The sequence below is a fragment of the Myxococcus xanthus genome, assembly GCF_006402735.1.
GTDB lineage: Bacteria > Myxococcota > Myxococcia > Myxococcales > Myxococcaceae > Myxococcus > Myxococcus xanthus_A.
Genome location: NZ_CP017174.1, coordinates 5542948 through 5559849 on the forward strand (window position 1 = coordinate 5542948; position 16902 = coordinate 5559849).

14 protein-coding genes and 1 pseudogene are annotated in these 16902 nt (G+C 64.3%); 9 read left to right on the plus strand and 6 right to left on the minus strand.

Annotated features, from left to right (window positions below):
* The first annotated feature begins 75 nt into the window (after positions 1-75).
* Both BHS09_RS22655 and BHS09_RS22660 read left to right on the plus strand, forming a co-directional pair.
* Positions 76-2019, plus strand: coding sequence for a DNA polymerase I (locus BHS09_RS22655; RefSeq protein WP_237079771.1), 1944 nt, complete (start codon positions 76-78; stop codon positions 2017-2019).
* Between the two features lie 93 nt (positions 2020-2112).
* Positions 2113-2649 (plus strand): hypothetical protein, encoded by a 537-nt coding sequence (locus BHS09_RS22660; protein WP_237079772.1) that lies wholly within the window; start codon positions 2113-2115, stop codon positions 2647-2649.
* A 360-nt stretch (positions 2650-3009) separates the two neighbouring features.
* On the opposite strand, the gene BHS09_RS22665 is transcribed toward BHS09_RS22660, so the two are convergent.
* Positions 3010-4071 carry a site-specific integrase gene (locus BHS09_RS22665; protein ID WP_140798962.1) on the minus strand — a complete coding sequence of 354 codons (1062 nt, stop codon included), beginning with the start codon at positions 4069-4071 and terminating at the stop codon, positions 3010-3012.
* A 754-nt stretch (positions 4072-4825) separates the two neighbouring features.
* On the opposite strand from BHS09_RS22665, the gene BHS09_RS22670 reads away from it, so the two are divergent.
* The 3 genes from BHS09_RS22670 to BHS09_RS22680 all read left to right on the plus strand — a co-directional run bounded on the left by BHS09_RS22670 (position 4826) and on the right by BHS09_RS22680 (position 7771).
* Entirely contained in the window at positions 4826-5746 is a 921-nt protein-coding gene (locus BHS09_RS22670; RefSeq protein ID WP_201800537.1) for a nucleotidyltransferase domain-containing protein, read from the plus strand.
* A gap of 2 nt (positions 5747-5748) precedes the next feature.
* Complete coding sequence (locus tag BHS09_RS22675; RefSeq protein WP_140798963.1) at positions 5749-6402, plus strand: Cap15 family cyclic dinucleotide receptor domain-containing protein; 654 nt, start codon at positions 5749-5751, stop codon at positions 6400-6402.
* Positions 6403-7210: 808 nt separating this feature from the next.
* Positions 7211-7771, plus strand: coding sequence for an ATP-binding protein (locus BHS09_RS22680; RefSeq protein ID WP_269467612.1), 561 nt, complete (start codon positions 7211-7213; stop codon positions 7769-7771).
* Between the two features lie 62 nt (positions 7772-7833).
* Here BHS09_RS22680 and tnpB read toward each other — a convergent pair whose 3' ends face one another.
* The 3 genes from tnpB to BHS09_RS22695 all read right to left on the minus strand — a co-directional run bounded on the left by tnpB (position 7834) and on the right by BHS09_RS22695 (position 10151).
* Entirely contained in the window at positions 7834-8199 is a 366-nt protein-coding gene (gene tnpB / locus BHS09_RS22685; RefSeq protein WP_201800538.1) for an IS66 family insertion sequence element accessory protein TnpB, read from the minus strand.
* Positions 8200-8203: 4 nt separating this feature from the next.
* Entirely contained in the window at positions 8204-8518 is a 315-nt protein-coding gene (tnpA, locus tag BHS09_RS22690) for an IS66 family insertion sequence element accessory protein TnpA (RefSeq protein ID WP_140798964.1), read from the minus strand.
* 205 nt (positions 8519-8723) lie between these two features.
* Positions 8724-10151 carry a P-loop ATPase, Sll1717 family gene (locus BHS09_RS22695; RefSeq protein ID WP_140798966.1) on the minus strand — a complete coding sequence of 476 codons (1428 nt, stop codon included), beginning with the start codon at positions 10149-10151 and terminating at the stop codon, positions 8724-8726.
* 1062 nt (positions 10152-11213) lie between these two features.
* Between BHS09_RS22695 and BHS09_RS22700 the strand changes: the two genes are divergently transcribed.
* Positions 11214-12380, plus strand: coding sequence for a serine/threonine-protein kinase (locus BHS09_RS22700; protein ID WP_140798967.1), 1167 nt, complete (start codon positions 11214-11216; stop codon positions 12378-12380).
* 22 nt (positions 12381-12402) lie between these two features.
* On the opposite strand, the gene BHS09_RS22705 is transcribed toward BHS09_RS22700, so the two are convergent.
* Together BHS09_RS22705 and BHS09_RS22710 are read right to left on the minus strand one after the other, a co-directional pair.
* A complete protein-coding gene (locus tag BHS09_RS22705) occupies positions 12403-12750 on the minus strand; it encodes a helix-turn-helix transcriptional regulator (RefSeq protein WP_020479164.1) in 348 nt (115 codons plus the stop codon).
* A 136-nt stretch (positions 12751-12886) separates the two neighbouring features.
* A complete protein-coding gene (locus BHS09_RS22710; RefSeq protein ID WP_225887801.1) occupies positions 12887-13138 on the minus strand; it encodes a helix-turn-helix domain-containing protein in 252 nt (83 codons plus the stop codon).
* 200 nt (positions 13139-13338) lie between these two features.
* Between BHS09_RS22710 and BHS09_RS22715 the strand changes: the two genes are divergently transcribed.
* From BHS09_RS22715 to BHS09_RS22725, 3 genes and pseudogenes are all read left to right on the plus strand, one after another.
* Entirely contained in the window at positions 13339-15291 is a 1953-nt protein-coding gene (locus tag BHS09_RS22715; RefSeq protein ID WP_140798970.1) for a serine/threonine protein kinase, read from the plus strand.
* Positions 15292-15330: 39 nt separating this feature from the next.
* Positions 15331-16227 (plus strand): DUF2381 family protein, encoded by an 897-nt coding sequence (locus BHS09_RS22720; protein ID WP_257792158.1) that lies wholly within the window; start codon positions 15331-15333, stop codon positions 16225-16227.
* A gap of 87 nt (positions 16228-16314) precedes the next feature.
* A pseudogene (locus BHS09_RS22725) lies at positions 16315-16528 on the plus strand (DUF2019 domain-containing protein); the annotation flags it as partial.
* Positions 16529-16902: the final 374 nt, after the last annotated feature.

Genomic DNA, 16902 nt, shown 5'->3' on the forward strand with positions numbered 1-16902 from the left:
GCGTCCTTCGTGAGTGTCTGGTCCTTCGACACGGAAACGTGGCTGATTCAGCCCGGCTTGCTCGCGCCCCCTCTCGTGTGCGGCAGCATCGCGGCGGCAGCTCCAGGCAGCGAACGACTGCTGGACAAGGCCCAAGCCCGGCAGTTCTTCCGCGAGGCCATAGCCGCGTCTGACACGCACCTTGTCGGCGCAAACCTCGCCTACGACCTGGGCGTCATGGCGGCGGATGACCGAAGCCTCGTGGCCCCCATCTTCGCGGCGCTCGAAGCAGGTCGCCTGCATTGTGTCCAGATTCGCGAAGCCCTCATCGACATCGCGCGGGGCCTTTACGGCGTGGACCCGTCGACGGGCCGGAAGCTCGACGATGACGAAGGCGCCCGTTACCCGCTCGCGCTTCTCGTGCAGCGCCATCTCGGGCTCGACATCAGCGAGGACAAAAAGAATCCGAAGGCATGGCGCCTGCGCTACGCGGAACTCGACGGCGTCCCTGTCGAGCGCTGGCCGACGGGAGCCGCTGCGTACCCGAAGCGCGATGCCCGCTACACGCTCGACGTCTTCTTCCGGCAGGAAGCCGTAGCCCGGGAGACGCCTAACGGCGGCAACCTACATGCCGAAGCCGAGCAGATGCGCGCCGCCTTCGCGCTCCACCTCGCTTCCATCTGGGGACTCCGAACGAACGGTGACTCGGTAGCCGTGCTGCGGGAGCGGGTGGAACGGGAATGGGGAGAGAACCGGGCCAAGTTCCAGGCGGCAGGCATCTACCGGGCCGACGGCTCGAAGGACTCGAAGCGCCTCGCGGCGCTCGTGACTGCCGCCTATGACGGGCAACCGCCCATTACCGCGCCCAGCGACCGATTCCCCGACGGCCAGGTCGCGACCGACCGCGACACGCTGCTCGGTTCGGGCGACGCGTTGCTTGAGAACTTGGGCAAGGGCGGACGCGTCGACAAGTACAAGTCGACCTACCTGGACGTCGTCGAAGCGGGCACCTCGCTCCCCATCAATCCGCGCTTCAACGTGCTCGTCAGCACCACGCGCGTTTCGAGCGACTACCAGCAGCTCCCCCAGAAGGGCGGCATTCGGGAGGTCCACGAGGCCCGTCCCGGCTTCGTCTACTGCTCGGTCGACTACGGCGGGCTTGAGCTTCGCACCATGGCTCAGCGGGCCATCTGGGAACTCGGCTTCTCGAAGATGGCCGAAGCGTTGAACAGCGGGCTCGACGTCCACACCCTTGCCGCGGCCGAATTCCTCGGGGCGAGCTACGACGAGCTGCTTCCGAAGGTGAAGGCGAAAGAGCCCCTCGCGGTCGCCTTCCGGCAGCTCGCGAAGATTCTCAACTTCGGCAAGGGCGGCGGGATGACGGGCGGCTCGCTCGTCTACAACGCACGCGCGAAGGACCGGGTTTCCTTCTGCCTGCTGGCGAAGCGCGCAGACGTCTGCGGTGTCGAGCGCGTCGTCATCACCGTGCAGCGCAAGCCGAAGATGGTTTGCCGGGCCTGCGTCGAAGTCGCCAGGGAACTGGACACGAAGTGGCTCAACGCGTGGCCCGAGCAGCGCGAGCTACAGCACCGGGCGAAGTCGCGCACCTACGGGGGCGGGGTCGCCGATGTGATGATTCCGGGGGCCAACATCTTGCGCGGCGGGTGCGGCTATACGCAGATTCTCAACACGCCATTCCAGGGGCTCGGCGCTGTCGGGTGCAAGCTCGCCATGTGGCGCGTCAGCCGCGAGATGTACGTCGACCGTCGCTCGCCGCTCTACGGCTCGCGACTCGTCCTCATGGTGCATGACGAGCTGATTAGCGAGTTGCTCGCCGATGACGCCCAGCGGATGCACGACGCGGCCGAGCGCAAGGCGTTCCTGATGCGCGAGGCGATGAAGGAGACGACTCCCGACCTGGCACCGGCAGTCGAAGCCGAGCCTGCGCTGAGCCGCATCATGTCGAAGGACGTCGCCACCGTGCGCGACAGCTCCGGGCGGCTGCTCGTCTGGGAGCCACTCTCGAAGCGCGCGGCCTGAACCACGCCCGAAATCCGCACTCATTTAGGGAGGGAACCCTTTCCCTTTTTGGTGCAACGGATGACCCTGTCCCCCACCCCGCGACACCTCCTCGTGGCGCTCGACCCCGGGCTTCGCGAATGTGGCGTCGCGCTCTTCGACCTGGACTCGGGCGAGCTGCTCGCGGCGGCCATGCCCACGAATCCCGAGCGGAAGGCCCGTGGGCTTGCGGCATGGTCTCACATGGCGGGAGCGGTCGCCGCGTTCGTCTCGTCGCTCCTGGAGCCTCTCAGGGCCGCTGGCGTGGCGGTTTCCGTCACCGTCGCGAGCGAGTGCCCACAGGTCTACACAGCCGGGAAGAGCAAGGGCGACCCGAACGACCTGATTGAACTCGCGGGCGTCGTCGGCCGGGTTGCTGGTGGGCTCGGCGCGGCGAATGAGCACAGCTTCCTGCCCCGTGAGTGGAAGGGAACGCTCGACGGCGACGTCATGGTCGAGCGCATCAAAGCGCGCCTCGGCGAGCGCCCCCATGAACACCTGCGGGTGCAGCTCCCGCGCGCCCAGGACAAGCACCACAACGTTTGGGACGCCATCGGCATCGGCCTGCACGTCGTCGGCCGACTCGCGCCCCGGAAAGTATTCCCGAGGTGAGCGCGCATGGCCTTGCTGTTCATCCCGTCGGAGCTCAAACCCGACAACTACCGAATCAAGGGCGCGGCTCTGGTTGCCCGGTGGATGGGAGCATGACCGACCCACGACTTGACGGCCCCGCCATCACAATTGCCCGCGCGGCTGAGCTGCTCCATTGCAGCCGCGCCCGTGTCTTCGAGCTGTTGAAGCAAGGGCGACTCGTTCGCGCCCCTCGCTTCGGGCGGGAAACGACCATCGTCACGGCTTCGGTGCTGGCGGCCCTGAGAGTCGAGCCGCCGCCCCGTAAGCCTGTCCGCCGCAGCGCAAGTCGCAGCATGGCCCGCGCGACGGCACTGCGCGCGGTGCCGCTGGACGGCGACGTTAAGCCGCCTGCCGCTCCTCCCCGCTAACCTCGACAGGGTCGCTGGGGTGCTCCAGCCGCAGGGGGAACACAATCATCAGTGGCACTTGTACCCCCTCGTAGAAAAGTTTGGTCGTCCGCGTGTTCAGGTGCCCCATGACCGCCGCGACCGTCTCAAGCGGCACACCTCCTTTCGTGGGCTTCACGACACTGCCGCACTCGGAAGACCACGTCGCGAAGCAGTGCCGCAGCTCTCCGGGGTGGATGCGTTCAATCTTCCCCTCGGGGAACTGCTTCTTGAGGCGTGCTGCCGCGTAGCCGAGGCACTCATGGACGGTGCTGCGACTCGGGGATTTCTTGCGCGCTTGAAGTCGTCGCGCCGCCGCAAACCCCTGGGCGTCCAGGCTGACGATGTGAACCTTGCCGTTCTTGTGGCGGAACTTCACTGTTCCCTTGATGCCGCACGGGTCATCCACCTCGCGCAGTTCGCCGGCCCCCGAGGCAATCCGCGCAATCTCCGAATCGTGCATGCCCGTCTTCGCTCGTAGGCAGAGAACATCCCGAACCGCCTGACTCTCGATAGCGGCGTAGAAGCGCTCGACGAGCGCCATTGGATACCCCTTCTCCCGCTGGCCCTTCTCTGCCACTGAAGGCGGCACCTTGAGTTCCAGCGTGGGGTCCTCGGACGGATTGAGTTCGTCCTCCTCCCGCAGCCACGCGGTCAGGGTCTTGAGGGCGATGATTCGGCTCTTCTTCGCCGTCTTCCACACCTTGAGGAACTTGCGCAGTTCCCGGAGCTGAACCTTGCGCAGGTCCCTGCCGCCGAGTGCCTCGCCCCAAGCCGCGAGGTAGTTTCGAACATCGCGCCGGTACTCCCTGCTGAGGCCCCGTTCGGTTAGGTGCGCCATCAGTCCCGCGAGCGTGCCCTCGTCGATTCGGACCGGCGCATTATCTGCCGCCGCCTGCCGCCTCGTTCGGTAGCCGTCCGGGTTGCGCTCCCAGAGTGCCAACTCGGCCAGCGCCTCGCGCTCGCTAGCAACGTCCAAGGCGACGACCCGGCGCTGTCGCTCAATGACCCACACCCGCCTACCCCGGGCCTCGCGAACCCGACCGCCTGCCCACTTGCCGACCCACTTCGGTGCTGTTCCCACATAGACTCCGTCGTTAGCGCGTCGTTAGCGCGTGCCTTCGAAGTCCTAAATGAGTGCGTTTTCCCTCGGTGGCCCGGCTGGTCCGAACTCGCCTTCAAAACCGGTGAGGGGCGCCGAGAGGCGTCCCTGGCGAGTTCGATTCCCGTGCCCTACCGCCAATCTCCCTAAAGAGTTACAGCACTATTTTAGCGATCGATTGACGCGTCAGTAGGAGCCTGACGGTAACCGCCCTTCGTTCCAGCCGATACGAGATCATTGGCCCGCGCGGTGGTCGCACCGAAGAGGAGCGCACTGTGGTCCGCAACGAGTCGCTGCCTCCGTCGCCGAGGCCGGGCTAGCGCTACCCCGCATCGCCGAACCAACGAAGAAGGGCGCGGGTAAGGATGAGTAGCTTCGTAGGACTGCCCAGGTAAGTCTGCGGCTCCACCGGATATCATCAGGGTCGATGGAGCCGCCTGAGCCTACGGGCCTCTGAATAAGAAGCACTGCGCCCCACCTGCATTGTCAGCGGGCATTGCGCACCAAAGCCGAGGTATGATCGCAGACTTGGTGCACTCATCGATTTGGATGCGAAGCCCAAAGGCTTCAATCGGCAAGGAACCTTGGTTCTCAAGGCCACTGCTCGCTCATGCACACTCGAACAAATACGCTGTCGATGACGCAATTATAAGGGGAGGGTCCGCACGTGCTCTTGATTAGGAAACGCGATTGGGAATCCACGTTTCGGTTGTGGTCGAAGCCTTCGAGCGACACCGAGCAAGAAAAGTGCGAGAACGCGGAGCGAATGATCCGCGAGGCTCTCGACGAGAGTGAAGCTCTGGCCGGACGCACGATCGAGGTGATCCCACAGGGCTCGTACCGGAACAACACGAACGTCCGGCTAGACAGCGATGTGGACGTCTGCGTGCGGTGCATGGATCCGTTCTTCCCCAACTATTCCATGGCATCTGGAGTGAGCGCGGAAAGCCTCGGAAACGTCCCTTCTGAGTACACGTACGCGCAGTTCAAGAACGAGGTGGAAGCAGCCCTTGTGGCCAAGTTCGGTCGGAAGGGTGTCAGTCGTGGAAAGAAGGCGTTTGACGTTCATGCCAATAGCTACCGAGTTGATGCAGACGTGGTCGCAACGTTTGAACATCGCCGGTACACACACCAAGACGAATACGGAGGCTGGAACTACATCTCGGGCACAGAGTTCATGCCCGACGATGGCGGAAGGGTTGTGAACTGGCCACACCAGCACCACAGAAACGGCGTTGGGAAGAACCGTCTAACTGGCAACCGATTCAAGTATCTGACCCGTGTGCTCAAACGACTGCGTAACGAAATGCACGAGAACGAGATTGCGGCTGCCGCTCCCATCCCATCCTACTTGATTGAGTGCTTAGTCTGGAACGTCCCGAACGACAACTTCGGACACGAAGAGTACGTTCGAGATATGCGCCATATTCTCGCCCACACCTATAATGCGACGCTGACTTCTGATTCGTGCAAGGAGTGGGGAGAAGTGAGTGAACTGAAATATCTGTTCCGGAGCAGCCAGCCGTGGACAAGGGAACAGGCCCATGCCTTTCTCGATGCCGCTTGGAACTACATTGGCCTTGACTAGCTATGCTCTCCAGAATCCAGACAGCGTTCCTGATTGGCATAGCGGTCATTCTATGGGCCGCACTGCTGCTGCTGCATGGAGAACCGGTGGCTTGGCGGTTCCTTGCGCCGTTCTCGTCCGTTGTATCAGGGCTTCTGCTCGTCCTTCTGGTGTTCGACAAGTGGTTGTGGAAGTGGCGCCACCTCCATCCGTGGTTGGTGCCCAACCAGAACCTGAATGGAACATGGCGGGGCACGCTCCAAACAAACTGGCAGGACCCACGCTCTCTCCAGCGACCTGGTCCTATTGAGGTGTTCGTTATCGTCCGGCAGACTTACTCGACCGTAAGCGCGCGATTGCTCACGGACGAATCTGAGTCGGATCTGCTCGTTGGGAAGTTCGTTGTCTCGGAAGATGGCGTTGCCGATCTTCTCGGCATGTATCGCAACACCCCCAAGCAGTCTCTGCGCACCAGGAGCCCGATCCACCACGGCGCATTCAGACTCAGGCTCGAAGGGACCCCTGTGATGACCCTCGCGGGAGAATACTGGACGGACCGTAACACAATGGGAGAACTGCGTCTCACTGAGCATGTGGATGCCAAGGCTCACGGCGTCGAGCACGCCCGAACACTCTTCGTCCCTCCCCCAACGGCCGGTTCAACCGCACTGCCTTAAGTGACGCGTCCGAATCATGATCGTGGCGGTCACTGCTTCTTCATCTCGGAACCGGCGACTTTCCGAAGCACGGATGAACGAGCGTCGGTCCCTGTTTGATACCGGTGCCAGTCGCTGCGATCGGGCAAAGGGGCCGCCATTAACAGTACAGGCATGCAGAAGACGGCCGCACGCCGGGTACTCGCCCGGTACCCATGGCGGGGCGACGCCCCCGGACTCAGGCGAACTCAAACCAGGACCGCATTGAAGAAACGCGCTACCCCCGAATTGGCTTGATGATTCGAAGTCCGCTGCGTCTGCCAATTCTGCCACTCGTGCGTGTGATGCCCGCTCCCTGGTGTACCCATACCACCTCCCTTCCCTCGCAAGAAGCCGCTAACTCGGAAGTCCAGAGGCATTCTTGGGAAATTAACCAGGTCGCCCGCCCCCCTTTGGCAACCGCAGCACGGCCGATCTATGCTGTAGGAAGTGGGGGCTACGCATGGACGACGGCGCGACTGATGTGATTCTCCACATCCTGAGCCCCCCCTTTGAACATCTCTCCCCGAGGGAAGAAAGGGCTGCTGGCTGGCGAGCAGGAGTACGCGGCAAGGGGCTGCTCCGTCGGCATGACCTGGCCCCTGTGCGGACGGTAGCCCCTTGGCCACTGTTGGCTTGGGGGTTCTACCGTCATGTTCGAGGCCATCGTGGAGCGCTTCCTTGCTCAGAGTCCACTCACTGTCATGGCACGGGTGGCGCTGGAGCGTGCCTGTGACGCGGCGTGGGTCGATGCGGCTACGGACACGCGCGCGGGCTCGCAAAGACTCAGGTGATCGAGCTGTCCACCTCGAAGTGGGCGGCGGACAAGCAGAATGTCCTCCTCACCGGGCCCACGGGCGTCGGCAAATCCTTCCTCGCATGCGCCCTGGGCCAGAAGGCGTGTCGGGATGGCTACTCGGTGGTGTACCGCCGGGCCTCACGTCTCTTCGATGAGCTCGCCCAGGCGCGCGCCGATGGAACCTACGCGCACGTGCTCAAGCGCCTGGCCAAGGCCCAGGTGCTCATCCTCGATGACTTCGGCCTTGAGCCGCTTGGCGCTCCGGAGCGCAAGGAGTTGCTCGAAGTCCTGGAGGACCGCTACCAGCTCGCGAGCACCGTGGTGACGTCCCAGCTCGAGCCGAAAGACTGGCACGCCGTCATCGGCGACGCTCGCCGATGCCATCCTCGACCGTCTGGTCCACAACGCCAATCGCATCAAGCTGGGCGGAGAGTCCATCTGGTACGTGGAGACAAATTTGACGAAGGGCCGGAAGCAGGCCAAGGGATGAACCACCCAGCGTCGCTGACGCTCCGACCGCTCGCCATCAGCCGAAATCGCTGCTCGGCTTGAGCCGGAACGAGTGCTCACCATGACCGGAATACGCAGCCACGTCGTGTCCCAGGCCGGGTGCCTTACGTGCCCGTGCGCCCGGGAGGCGTCCAGGCGGGCTGGCGCTTCACCTGGGCCACGTCGATACCGTCCAGCAGCATCGTCAGCTGCGTGGCATCCAGGTGCACCACCTGCGCGTCCGCGTCCACCGGCGGCAGCCGGAAACGTCCCGCCTCCAACCGCTTGCACAACAGCACGAAGCCGCCTCGGCTCCACGTCAGTACCTTGATGCGGTCGCCTCGCCTGGAAACGAAGGCGAAGAGGTGGCCTGAGTAGACGTCCTCACCCCAGGCGGTGCGCACCAGCGCCATGAGGCCGTCGATGGACTTGCGCATGTCCACCGGCCCTGTGGCCAGCACCACCCGCACCGCAGCTGGGAGGGCAAACACCGCCTTACCGCCCCAGCTCCGCGACGAGTCGAGCCACGTACTCGACGTCGGTGCCCACGGAGAATCTCACCCGCGCCCCGCTTGCCGTCACCACCTCCAGCACGGACTCGGCCGCAGCGGGCGCCATCGACACCTCCACCGGCAGGGGGCGCACCGACTCTGCCTGGCTGCCACGCTGGCGTCGGCGCCGGTACACCCACGACTGCAATGTACTCAGCCGCACGCCTCGCCGCGCGGCGAACTCCTTCTGCGTCAGCCCGCTCGCCTCGAAGGCTTCAGCGACCCGGAACCACTCCTGCTTCTCCTCCGGCTTCGACATTCACCCCAGGGTCCACCTCGACATCTACCCCTGCAATGCATCGCGGCACGCCGCTCGCCGGACAAATACGGACTTCAGTAACCGACCGATGGCCGCCGTGCTGAGCAGGAGGTGAGCACGGCGGTTCTTTCCGGCATGCGACGACCAAGTCCAGATGACTGGAAGCATTTGGTGGTGGAGTTCGAGACCAGCAGACAAATACATATCAAAAAATCTTAAGCTTTCCACGATACGACGGGTGAACCTCCCAAATCAACCCATCATCAACATTCACCGATGTCATCAAGAGCGTCGGGCGCTCATCATAATCAATGAAGACAGGATTTGCCGACACATCCGTCCGCCCCTGAATGAACCCTGTCCTAAACAGAAAATGAGCAAGCGTCATCGCATTCACCTCCTCCCCCCCCTCAACTGAGGGCAAGTTCAAAGCCCCGACGCGAGAAACATATGCATTCATTATTCGCTTCAGCAGCGCAGGAGTTGTATAGGTTCTCTCACCCTGAGAAAAACTCTCAACCAATCGCCTAACATCCGAATATTGATGGGCATGCTCCTTGCTAATGTCATCCAATCTCAACCCACCAAACTTCGGCATCACGCCATTAATGCACTGCAAATCAATTCGCGCCTTCTCCAAACGAACCGCATCCTCCCCAGCCAAACGACACAACTGAGAGAGCCACCGAGGACGCTTTGCCGCAAGTACGTTAACAACCTGCAAAGGCGACACTTGCGCTCCTCCCCATAGAATGCGGTGCGAAAATGCCATATCAATCAGCTTTTCCTGATCGCGCAAATGGCTCAATGTCTTCGCAACCCCCCCATTCGGATAGTTGCGCTGAAAATAGGCCAGAATCTTCTTTCCGAGAATATTCCCAATCTCCCCTCTCGTCCACTTTATGTCAGTTATGTATTGCTCACACTTATCGAGATCTTCACTATCCCGAAGAACAGGCCACACATCAGCACGGACAGTCGCTCGAATCCGCAACCCCTCAACGAGTTGCACAATACGGCGACACGCAGAAAAGAACGCAGAGGCCTTATTCTTCATCTTCTCCGTGCTTACGAACTTTGCATCAATATCATCGACCAACAGCCAAACCATCGGATTGCGACCAGGCTCCATATAACGCCTAAGTAGTTGCAGATTGTCCGGGGAGGCGATTTTCTGAAAATCTACCGACTTATTCTTGAGCCGATCTACCAATGAACCAACAAAGTTCCGACCACGAAACCCAGCCAACTCTGCTCCCTCGACCATCATTATTTTAGTATCAGTCCCTGCCCAACCGATTCTACTCCCTAGTTCCACATTCACCCTGGCACAAATCACCTGCTGCCACTGGTTGACAAGGACAGCCGGATCATCGGATGAAAACTCACCAAGCCCAGTCAAATCCGACCCCGTAACGGATATCACTATCGCATCAGCATCTTTCCTGAGATCATAACCGAGCTTTGCAAGCAGAGCAGACTTCCCCATCCCCTTACGCGCACGAGCAATTCTAAGCCTCTGCCTAACATCCCAGAAAACATCAAACGCCGCTCCCTCGACAAAATAAGATGCGAGAACTTCTGGTACTTCGTCCTCGCCAGCATCGTTTCCAAACAACAGCGGATCGGACAAGTCGACTCTCAAGAAGACCTCCCAACTCAAGAGAATATTTATCGTAGAATACTACAATCTACCCTCACCTCAACCACACCGTGTGCTGATCTAGCGCACCTTGCGGGGTTCCGCCCATGTGAATCTCAAGTCTCTTACCAAGCAGAACTTCTCTCACAATGACCACCAATGCCCCCTCTGCGCACGACGAGTCCTGTCGACAGCAATGCCATTCCAGTGCCCTGATTCCCTACAGTCGCAGACTAAAACGTACTCTGCGAGAGAGATAGTGCCTGCGCATGGAAACGGATTGGTGATGGTGTCGCCACCGACTCCAGGAGAGGACCTGGGCGAGGGATGTCAGGCGACAGAAATTTCTGTCCCTTTACGTCCCCCCTTAAATATCTGTCCCGCTAGGAAGGAAGGGATGCTGGCTGGCAATCCGGTGTACGCGACAGGGGTTAAACCGTCGGCATTCCCTGGCCCCAGTGCGGACGGGCCGCCGCATAGCCACTGTAGGCCTGGGGTTTTACCGTCATGTTCAAAGCCATCGTGGAGCGCCCCCCTGCACAGAGTCCACTTACTGTCATGGCCCAGGAGGTGCGGGAGCGTGCCTGAGAAGCAGCGTGGCTCGACGCGGCGTTCCATGAGCACCGGGGTCGGCACTATGACCGCGAGTTGCTGTTCTGCGACATCGTTGACCGAATGAGATTGGTGGTGCTGGGCATGCGCCCCCTTTCTGCATGCGACGGCGCAGCGGCATCGCTAGCCAGTCTCGGTTCAAGCGCGCTACAAAAAGGTGAACCGGACCGAGTCGGCAGTTCTCAGGGCGCTGCTGCGTGGCTCATACGCTTGACTGGCACCGGTGCGCTGCGCGATGGGCCAAGGGGACGCGAATTGCGAGGGGATGGCCGTCCAGTGAAGCCGCCCCCTAGGAGTGCTTGTAATACCCTGGGGGTTTATGAATAGTAGACCATTGACCGCACTGCGACCGGCCCCGTCTCCCGCAGCCGAGGCCTACAGGGCGCCGGGACGCCCGTGCCAGCGCCCGCTGCGCGTCTCAATCCCACCAGGAGGCCGCCCATGACCGATGACCGCACGCCGACCCACGAACCACAGAGCGAGGAGCCGCCGCCAGAGAGCAGCTCCGACCTGGAGCGCGCCCGCCCCCTGCTCCGGTTCACCATCGAAACCACCACGTACGCGGCCCTCCGCACGCTGGAGCGGCGGGGCAATGGCGAGGTGGTGCTCCTGGCCGAGCGTCACCTCCCCCATGGGCTCGCCGGGCACGTCACCATCAAGCGCCTGCGCAACCCCGCCTCCTTCGAGCGCTGCCAGCGGCTCATCGAGGAGGTCCAGCTCGCCTTCCGCCTCCACCACCCGGCCATCGCCCAGGTCCATCACCTGAAAATCCACGCCGACAGGCCGCACATCATCGCGGAGTACGTGGACGGCCCCACGCTGGACACCGTCATCAGCCTCGCCACCATGCGCGAACGGCCTCTCTCCGCAGCCTTCGCCCTCTACATCGCCGCCGAGATTGCCGACGCCCTCCACCACGCGCACACGCTGAGGGATTCGGAGAACCGGCCGCTGGGCATCATCCACCGCGACGTCGCCCCCCGGAACATCCGCGTAGCCCGGAGCGGCGAGGTGAAGGTGACGGACTTCGGCGCCGCCTACTCGCTCATGGTGGGCCGGGAGGAGACGCCGGGCCTCCTGCTCAAGGGCGACGTGGCGTACGCCTCGCCCGAGTACCTGCACCGCAAGCCCATGGATGGCCGGTCCGACATCTTCTCGCTGGGCTTCGTCCTCATGGAGATGCTGACGTGCAAGCACCTCTTCGACCTGGAGGACGCGCAGGCCCCCATCGCCGCGCTGGACGTGAAGACAGAGGAGGCGCCCTCTGTGCCCCTCACGCAGATGATCGCGCTCGTCAGCCGCTACCGCCCCGAGGACGTGGAGCACGCGATGGCGGGCCTTCCGGACGCGCTCAAGGCCATCATCCACAAGGCCCTCCAGCGCAAGCCCTCCGAGCGCTACACCTCGGCCGCCGAGCTGCGCGATGCCCTGCGGGCGGCGCTCGCGGCCCAATCCCAGCCCTTCGGACGGAAGGAGGCGGCTGAGGAGCTGGCGCGGATGCTGTCGGAGGCCTCCGTCCTGCGCGACCGGGTGGAGCTGGACGAAGCGGGCATCTTCCCCGAGGGACTGGACGCCGACGAAGCAACACTCGCGCCGAACACGAAGTGAGCACGGGCGGCCGGGCGACGCTTCAACGCAGCAACACCTGGGCCACCTTCACGAGGGCGTCGAGCTGCTCCTCGTCCATCTTTCGCGCGAGGCCGGTGAGCTGCCGCAGCCTGGGCGCTCCGCCCGGGCCTCGCGCTCCCTTCCCCTCCTCCGCGTCCGCGAGCCCCAGCAGCTCGTCCGAGCCGATGCGCAGCACCGCGCACATCCGCAGCAGCGTCTGCACGCTGGGCAGCATCTTCCCGCGCTCCAGGCGGCTGTAAACCATGTGCGCCAGGCCCAGCTTCTCGGCCACCTCCGCCTGCGTGAGCCCGAGCTGCGTCCGGGCCTCTCGGGCGGCACTTCCAATGCGGGTCGCCAGTTCTTCGTTCATGCGTCGAGGTACCAGGAACACCGAGGACCCCGTCTGCCGCGGGCAGGAGGCCCGCGACTCGGGAACGCCCTTCCTGCCGCATCTTGGCGGCCGTGTCGATGCGCGACGAGCCCCCTGTCACACGGCACTGCCCCACCTACCGGCCGGCCCCCTCGGGCGCGGGAAACGCCAGGCCCTCGCCGCTCAGGAGGAGGTCCACGGAGACACGAAGGACGCCGCACAGGTCCACCAGCGTGGGGAGGCTGGGCAACAACCTGCCGCGCTCCAGGCGACTGAGCACCAGCGTCGGCACGTGGATGGCCTCGGCCACCTGGGCCTGCGACAGGCCCGCTCGATGCCGGGCAGCGCGAACCTGGGTTCCAATCCGCTGGGAGAGCTTCGCGTACATGAAGAGACCTGGGAAAAGAGGAGAATGCCGCGGGGACGGCACTCCGAGCATATACCTTAACAGGTTCAACCATGGTATCCGTCCAAGGTCTATGCTCCTCCCACGTTGCTTCGCGGGGGGGAGCTCTCACGAGTTCCATTGCCCGTTGAGCGCATGTCCAGGAACGCCGAGCCCGTACGCCCCGCCGAAGGAGAGGACTCGTGAGCCCGCGTCTGCATCCCGTCGTGCCCCCGGGCACGGACATTGGCGGGTACCTGGTGGAGGAGCGGCTGGGGGCCGGGGGCTTCGGCGCCGTGTACCGCGCCCGGCGTGGAGAGCGGAGCTCCGCGCTCAAGCTCATCCCGCTCTGGGGGCTGGCCGAGTGGGCGGAGCGCGAGGTGGCCATCCTCCTGCGGCTCAAGCACGCCAACCTGGTGCGCATCCGTGGACACGGCCAGTGGCCGGACGAGGCGCCCCAGTCCTTCTTCATCGTCATGGACTACGTGGAGGGGCGCCGCCTGGACGTGTGGGCCACGGAGGAGAACCCCTCGGCCCGTGAGGTGGTGCGCAAGGTGCTCGGCGTGGCGCGCGGGCTGGGCGCCGCGCACCGGGCGAAGGTGGTGCATCGGGACTTGAAGGAGAGCAACGTCGTCGTGCGCGACTCGGACGGCGAAGCGGTGGTGGTGGACTTCGGCGCGGGCGGGTACGAGAGCGCCCCCAGCATCACCGGCGGCGTGCTCCCGCCGGGCACCCTGGAGTACCGCGCGCCCGAGGCCTGGCGCTTCCAGCAGGAGCATGGAGACGAGCGTGGCCGCTCCTACCAACCCGGCCCCGCGGATGACCTGTACGCGCTGGGCGTCGTGCTCTATTGGCTCCTGACGGGCAGGCAGCCCTTCCTGCCGGACGAGGCCGAGGGCGTGGAGGCCGTGCTCAACCGCGCCCCCAGACCGCCCCAGGCGCTCAACCCGCGCGTCCCCGGGGCCCTCGGCGACGTGTGCATGCGCCTGCTGGCCAAGACGCCCGAGGAGCGGCACCCCGACGCCGACACGCTGTGCGCGGAGCTGGAGTCCCTGCTGGCCCAGGCGGACGAAGCCTGGGACGTGGAGCTCTGCGACGCCCATGGCGCGGACACCGCCACCACGCTCGCGGAGGCGCCGCAAGCGGTCGAAGACGAGCTGGCGCAGTGGCTGAAGCGGCGCAAGGCCCGGCCTCGTCGCGGGCCTCGTCCGCCACGAGGTGGGGACGCATACGAACCCGATGCAAACGCGGTGGCCATCCCGTTCGAGCCGCCGCCCGCGGCACGCGCCGGTCAGTCCAAGGCCCTGCGCATAGCGGCCTGGATGGCGCTCCTGGTGATCTTGATTGTGGGCGGGCTGGTGCTCGCGCGCGGACTGATGCCCTCCTCCCCTCCTGCCGCACGTCACGGGATGGCGCCCCATTCCCATGTCACCGTGGGCTCGCCCCCCGGCGGTTCCGCGTTCGTCCCCGCGTCCTGGACTCCCGGTCAGGAAGTGGCGGCACTCTGGAGGCCACTGGAAGCTGACGAGGCCGCAGGCCCGCTCGATGGAGCATCCACCCTTGCGGCCGTCGCCGTTCCCGCGACGTATTCCAAGGAGAAGGCCTCCGTGAAGATGAAGAAGGACACCGGCATGCTCCCCCAGCCCGAGCCGCAGCGCCTCCGGGGCACAGCCGCTGGCAAGGCGATTGGCCTGGGTGTCGCGGCCTGCCTTTCGATGGCATGTCCTGGTTCCCAGGTGCGCCCGACGCCGCCTCCCGAGGACTGTCCTCCCGGGGCCGTTGAGGCCATGGAACAGCTCGGACTTTTCGCCCCCGGACTTGAGCTTCCTTTGACCACCTTCGCCCTGAGCCCCGGCAAAGACGCGGGGTTCGTCAAGGTCCGCGAGGGCGTGACGACGGTTCGCATGGTAGCCCATTGGGGACGCATGCCTTCGCAGACCCTGTTCTCCGGGCAGCTCCTCGTCGGCCCGGAGCGGGTCTACGGACGGCTCACCGAGGCGCGTACTCCCGAGAATGAGCGCATCCCCGTCTGTGTGCAGTTCGTCGAGGCACAGGACGCCCGCATCGGGCTCCTGAAGCGAGAGCCCGTAAGTGACCCCAGCAGCGCCATCGTCTACTTCAGCCTGGACTTGAAGGCCGTGCGCCGCTTCGAGTGAGGACCGACCGTGCCCGCGTCACCTGTCGCCCTTCTCGCGGTGCTCATGCTCCTATCTGGAGCCGCGACCGCCCAACCGTCTTCCACGGCCGCGAGCCCCGAGGTGCGCCGTGTCGAACTCTTGGCGGAGCCATCCGAGGCGATGCCGCCCACCGAGGTCCAGATAAGTCCGCGGGTGTCCACCACCTTCGAGTTCGATGCCGCCCTCGATCCGGCGAAGGTCGTACTCGAGGGCGAAAAGCGCTTCTCGCTCGTGGACCTCGGGCGGAGCACGCTCCGGCTGGTGCCATCGGAGCAAGTCTTGCCCGGCGAGCGCCTGCGGCTGACGGTGCTCTTCCAGGACGGTTCGGTCCCCCGCGGTGCCGCCTTTGTCCTCGTCACCCACCCCGCGCGTGCCGAGCGACTCATCGAGGTGTGGCGTCAGCCACGTACGGCGGAGTCCTACCAGCAGGAGGCGATGGCGGCCCGCGCGGAGACCCAGCAATGCCACGAGGAGAACGCGCGGCTGCGCGTGGAGCACGAAGGTCCAGGCGGCATCGCGGGTCTCCTCGCCACCGGCATCATCAAGGAGGAAGGCGTCGATGCGAAGTTCATCCTGGTCAACAAGGAGCTCCACCAACATCCAGGCAATGCGGCCCGGACATTGCGTGCATGGAGCTATCGCGCCCCTGCCCGCGTGGCCATCTCGGTCGAGTTTGAGAACCTGGATGCTGCCAATCCCTGGTCTGCGGAAGGCGCATCGCTGGTGAGCAGGACGGGCGCATCGCTGAAGATATTGACGGTCTGGCAGAAGGCCCCCATCACTCGCGCTCCGCGCGGGCGCGTCGTGGTGGAGGCGGAAGCGACGCCGGATGCGGCCCGAGGCACGTACACCCTGAAGCTGTGGGGGCCGGGCGGGCTGCGCGCCATCACGCTCTCCGGCGTGACGTTCCCGTAGGCACGCCCACAGCCTCACTCACGCGACCCAGCGCCAGAAGGGCTCCGTTGGGCTGCTGGCCAATGAGAACGTGAGGAAGGGGGTTATGGAAACACAGGGCGTGATGCCCTCCTCGTCCTGCTCAAACATGAGCGCTTGAATGTGCGCGTCATGGCCGCCGCCCATCTGCTCCGCTACCGGACGACCGAGGCGAAGGCGGTGCTGGAGGAAGCCGCCAAGGGCAAGGGGCTCGTGCCCTTTGAAGCCGGGCAGGCATTTGAAACGCTGGGAAGAAGGAACCTGGGCACTCGATCCGGAGTAGCCCGCATCGCATGGACGGATGGACCGTGGCCTTGTTCGTGTCCGAGGAGCTCAAGAGTCCCTGGAGCGTGCGGGCATCATCGGCGCGAAGTTCACGGACGAGACCGGCCCCAATGCAGCCAAGGGCGCCTGAACCCTGCCGTCCCCACCCTCGTACCTACGCCGGATTGGAACGCCGGCCGCACTCCCTTGGAATGCGTGGGCACTGGGAGGGCCGCACATCGTCCTCTCGCTTTCGGAGTCCGGCAGGGTGGCCGCGGTCCGCCTGGGCAGCGCGTGAAGTTCTGGAGGTTCAGGTCATGGCTGACGGCTCCCAAATCCTCAACAGCATGCCCGTCATCGCGGTGCTGGGACGCAACCCAAACACATATCAAG

Bases quoted from the DNA above. Each gene is read 5' to 3' on its own strand.
- tnpA (WP_140798964.1), bottom strand. From the start codon at position 8,518: ATGTCGAAGCCGGAGGAGAAGCAGGAGTGGTTCCGGGTCGCTGAAGCC.
- BHS09_RS22705 (WP_020479164.1), bottom strand. From the start codon at position 12,750: ATGAACGAAGAACTGGCGACCCGCATTGGAAGTGCCGCCCGAGAGGCC.
- BHS09_RS22710 (WP_225887801.1), bottom strand. From the start codon at position 13,138: ATGTACGCGAAGCTCTCCCAGCGGATTGGAACCCAGGTTCGCGCTGCC.
- BHS09_RS22675 (WP_140798963.1), top strand. From the start codon at position 5,749: ATGCTCTCCAGAATCCAGACAGCGTTCCTGATTGGCATAGCGGTCATT.
- BHS09_RS22700 (WP_140798967.1), top strand. From the start codon at position 11,214: ATGACCGATGACCGCACGCCGACCCACGAACCACAGAGCGAGGAGCCG.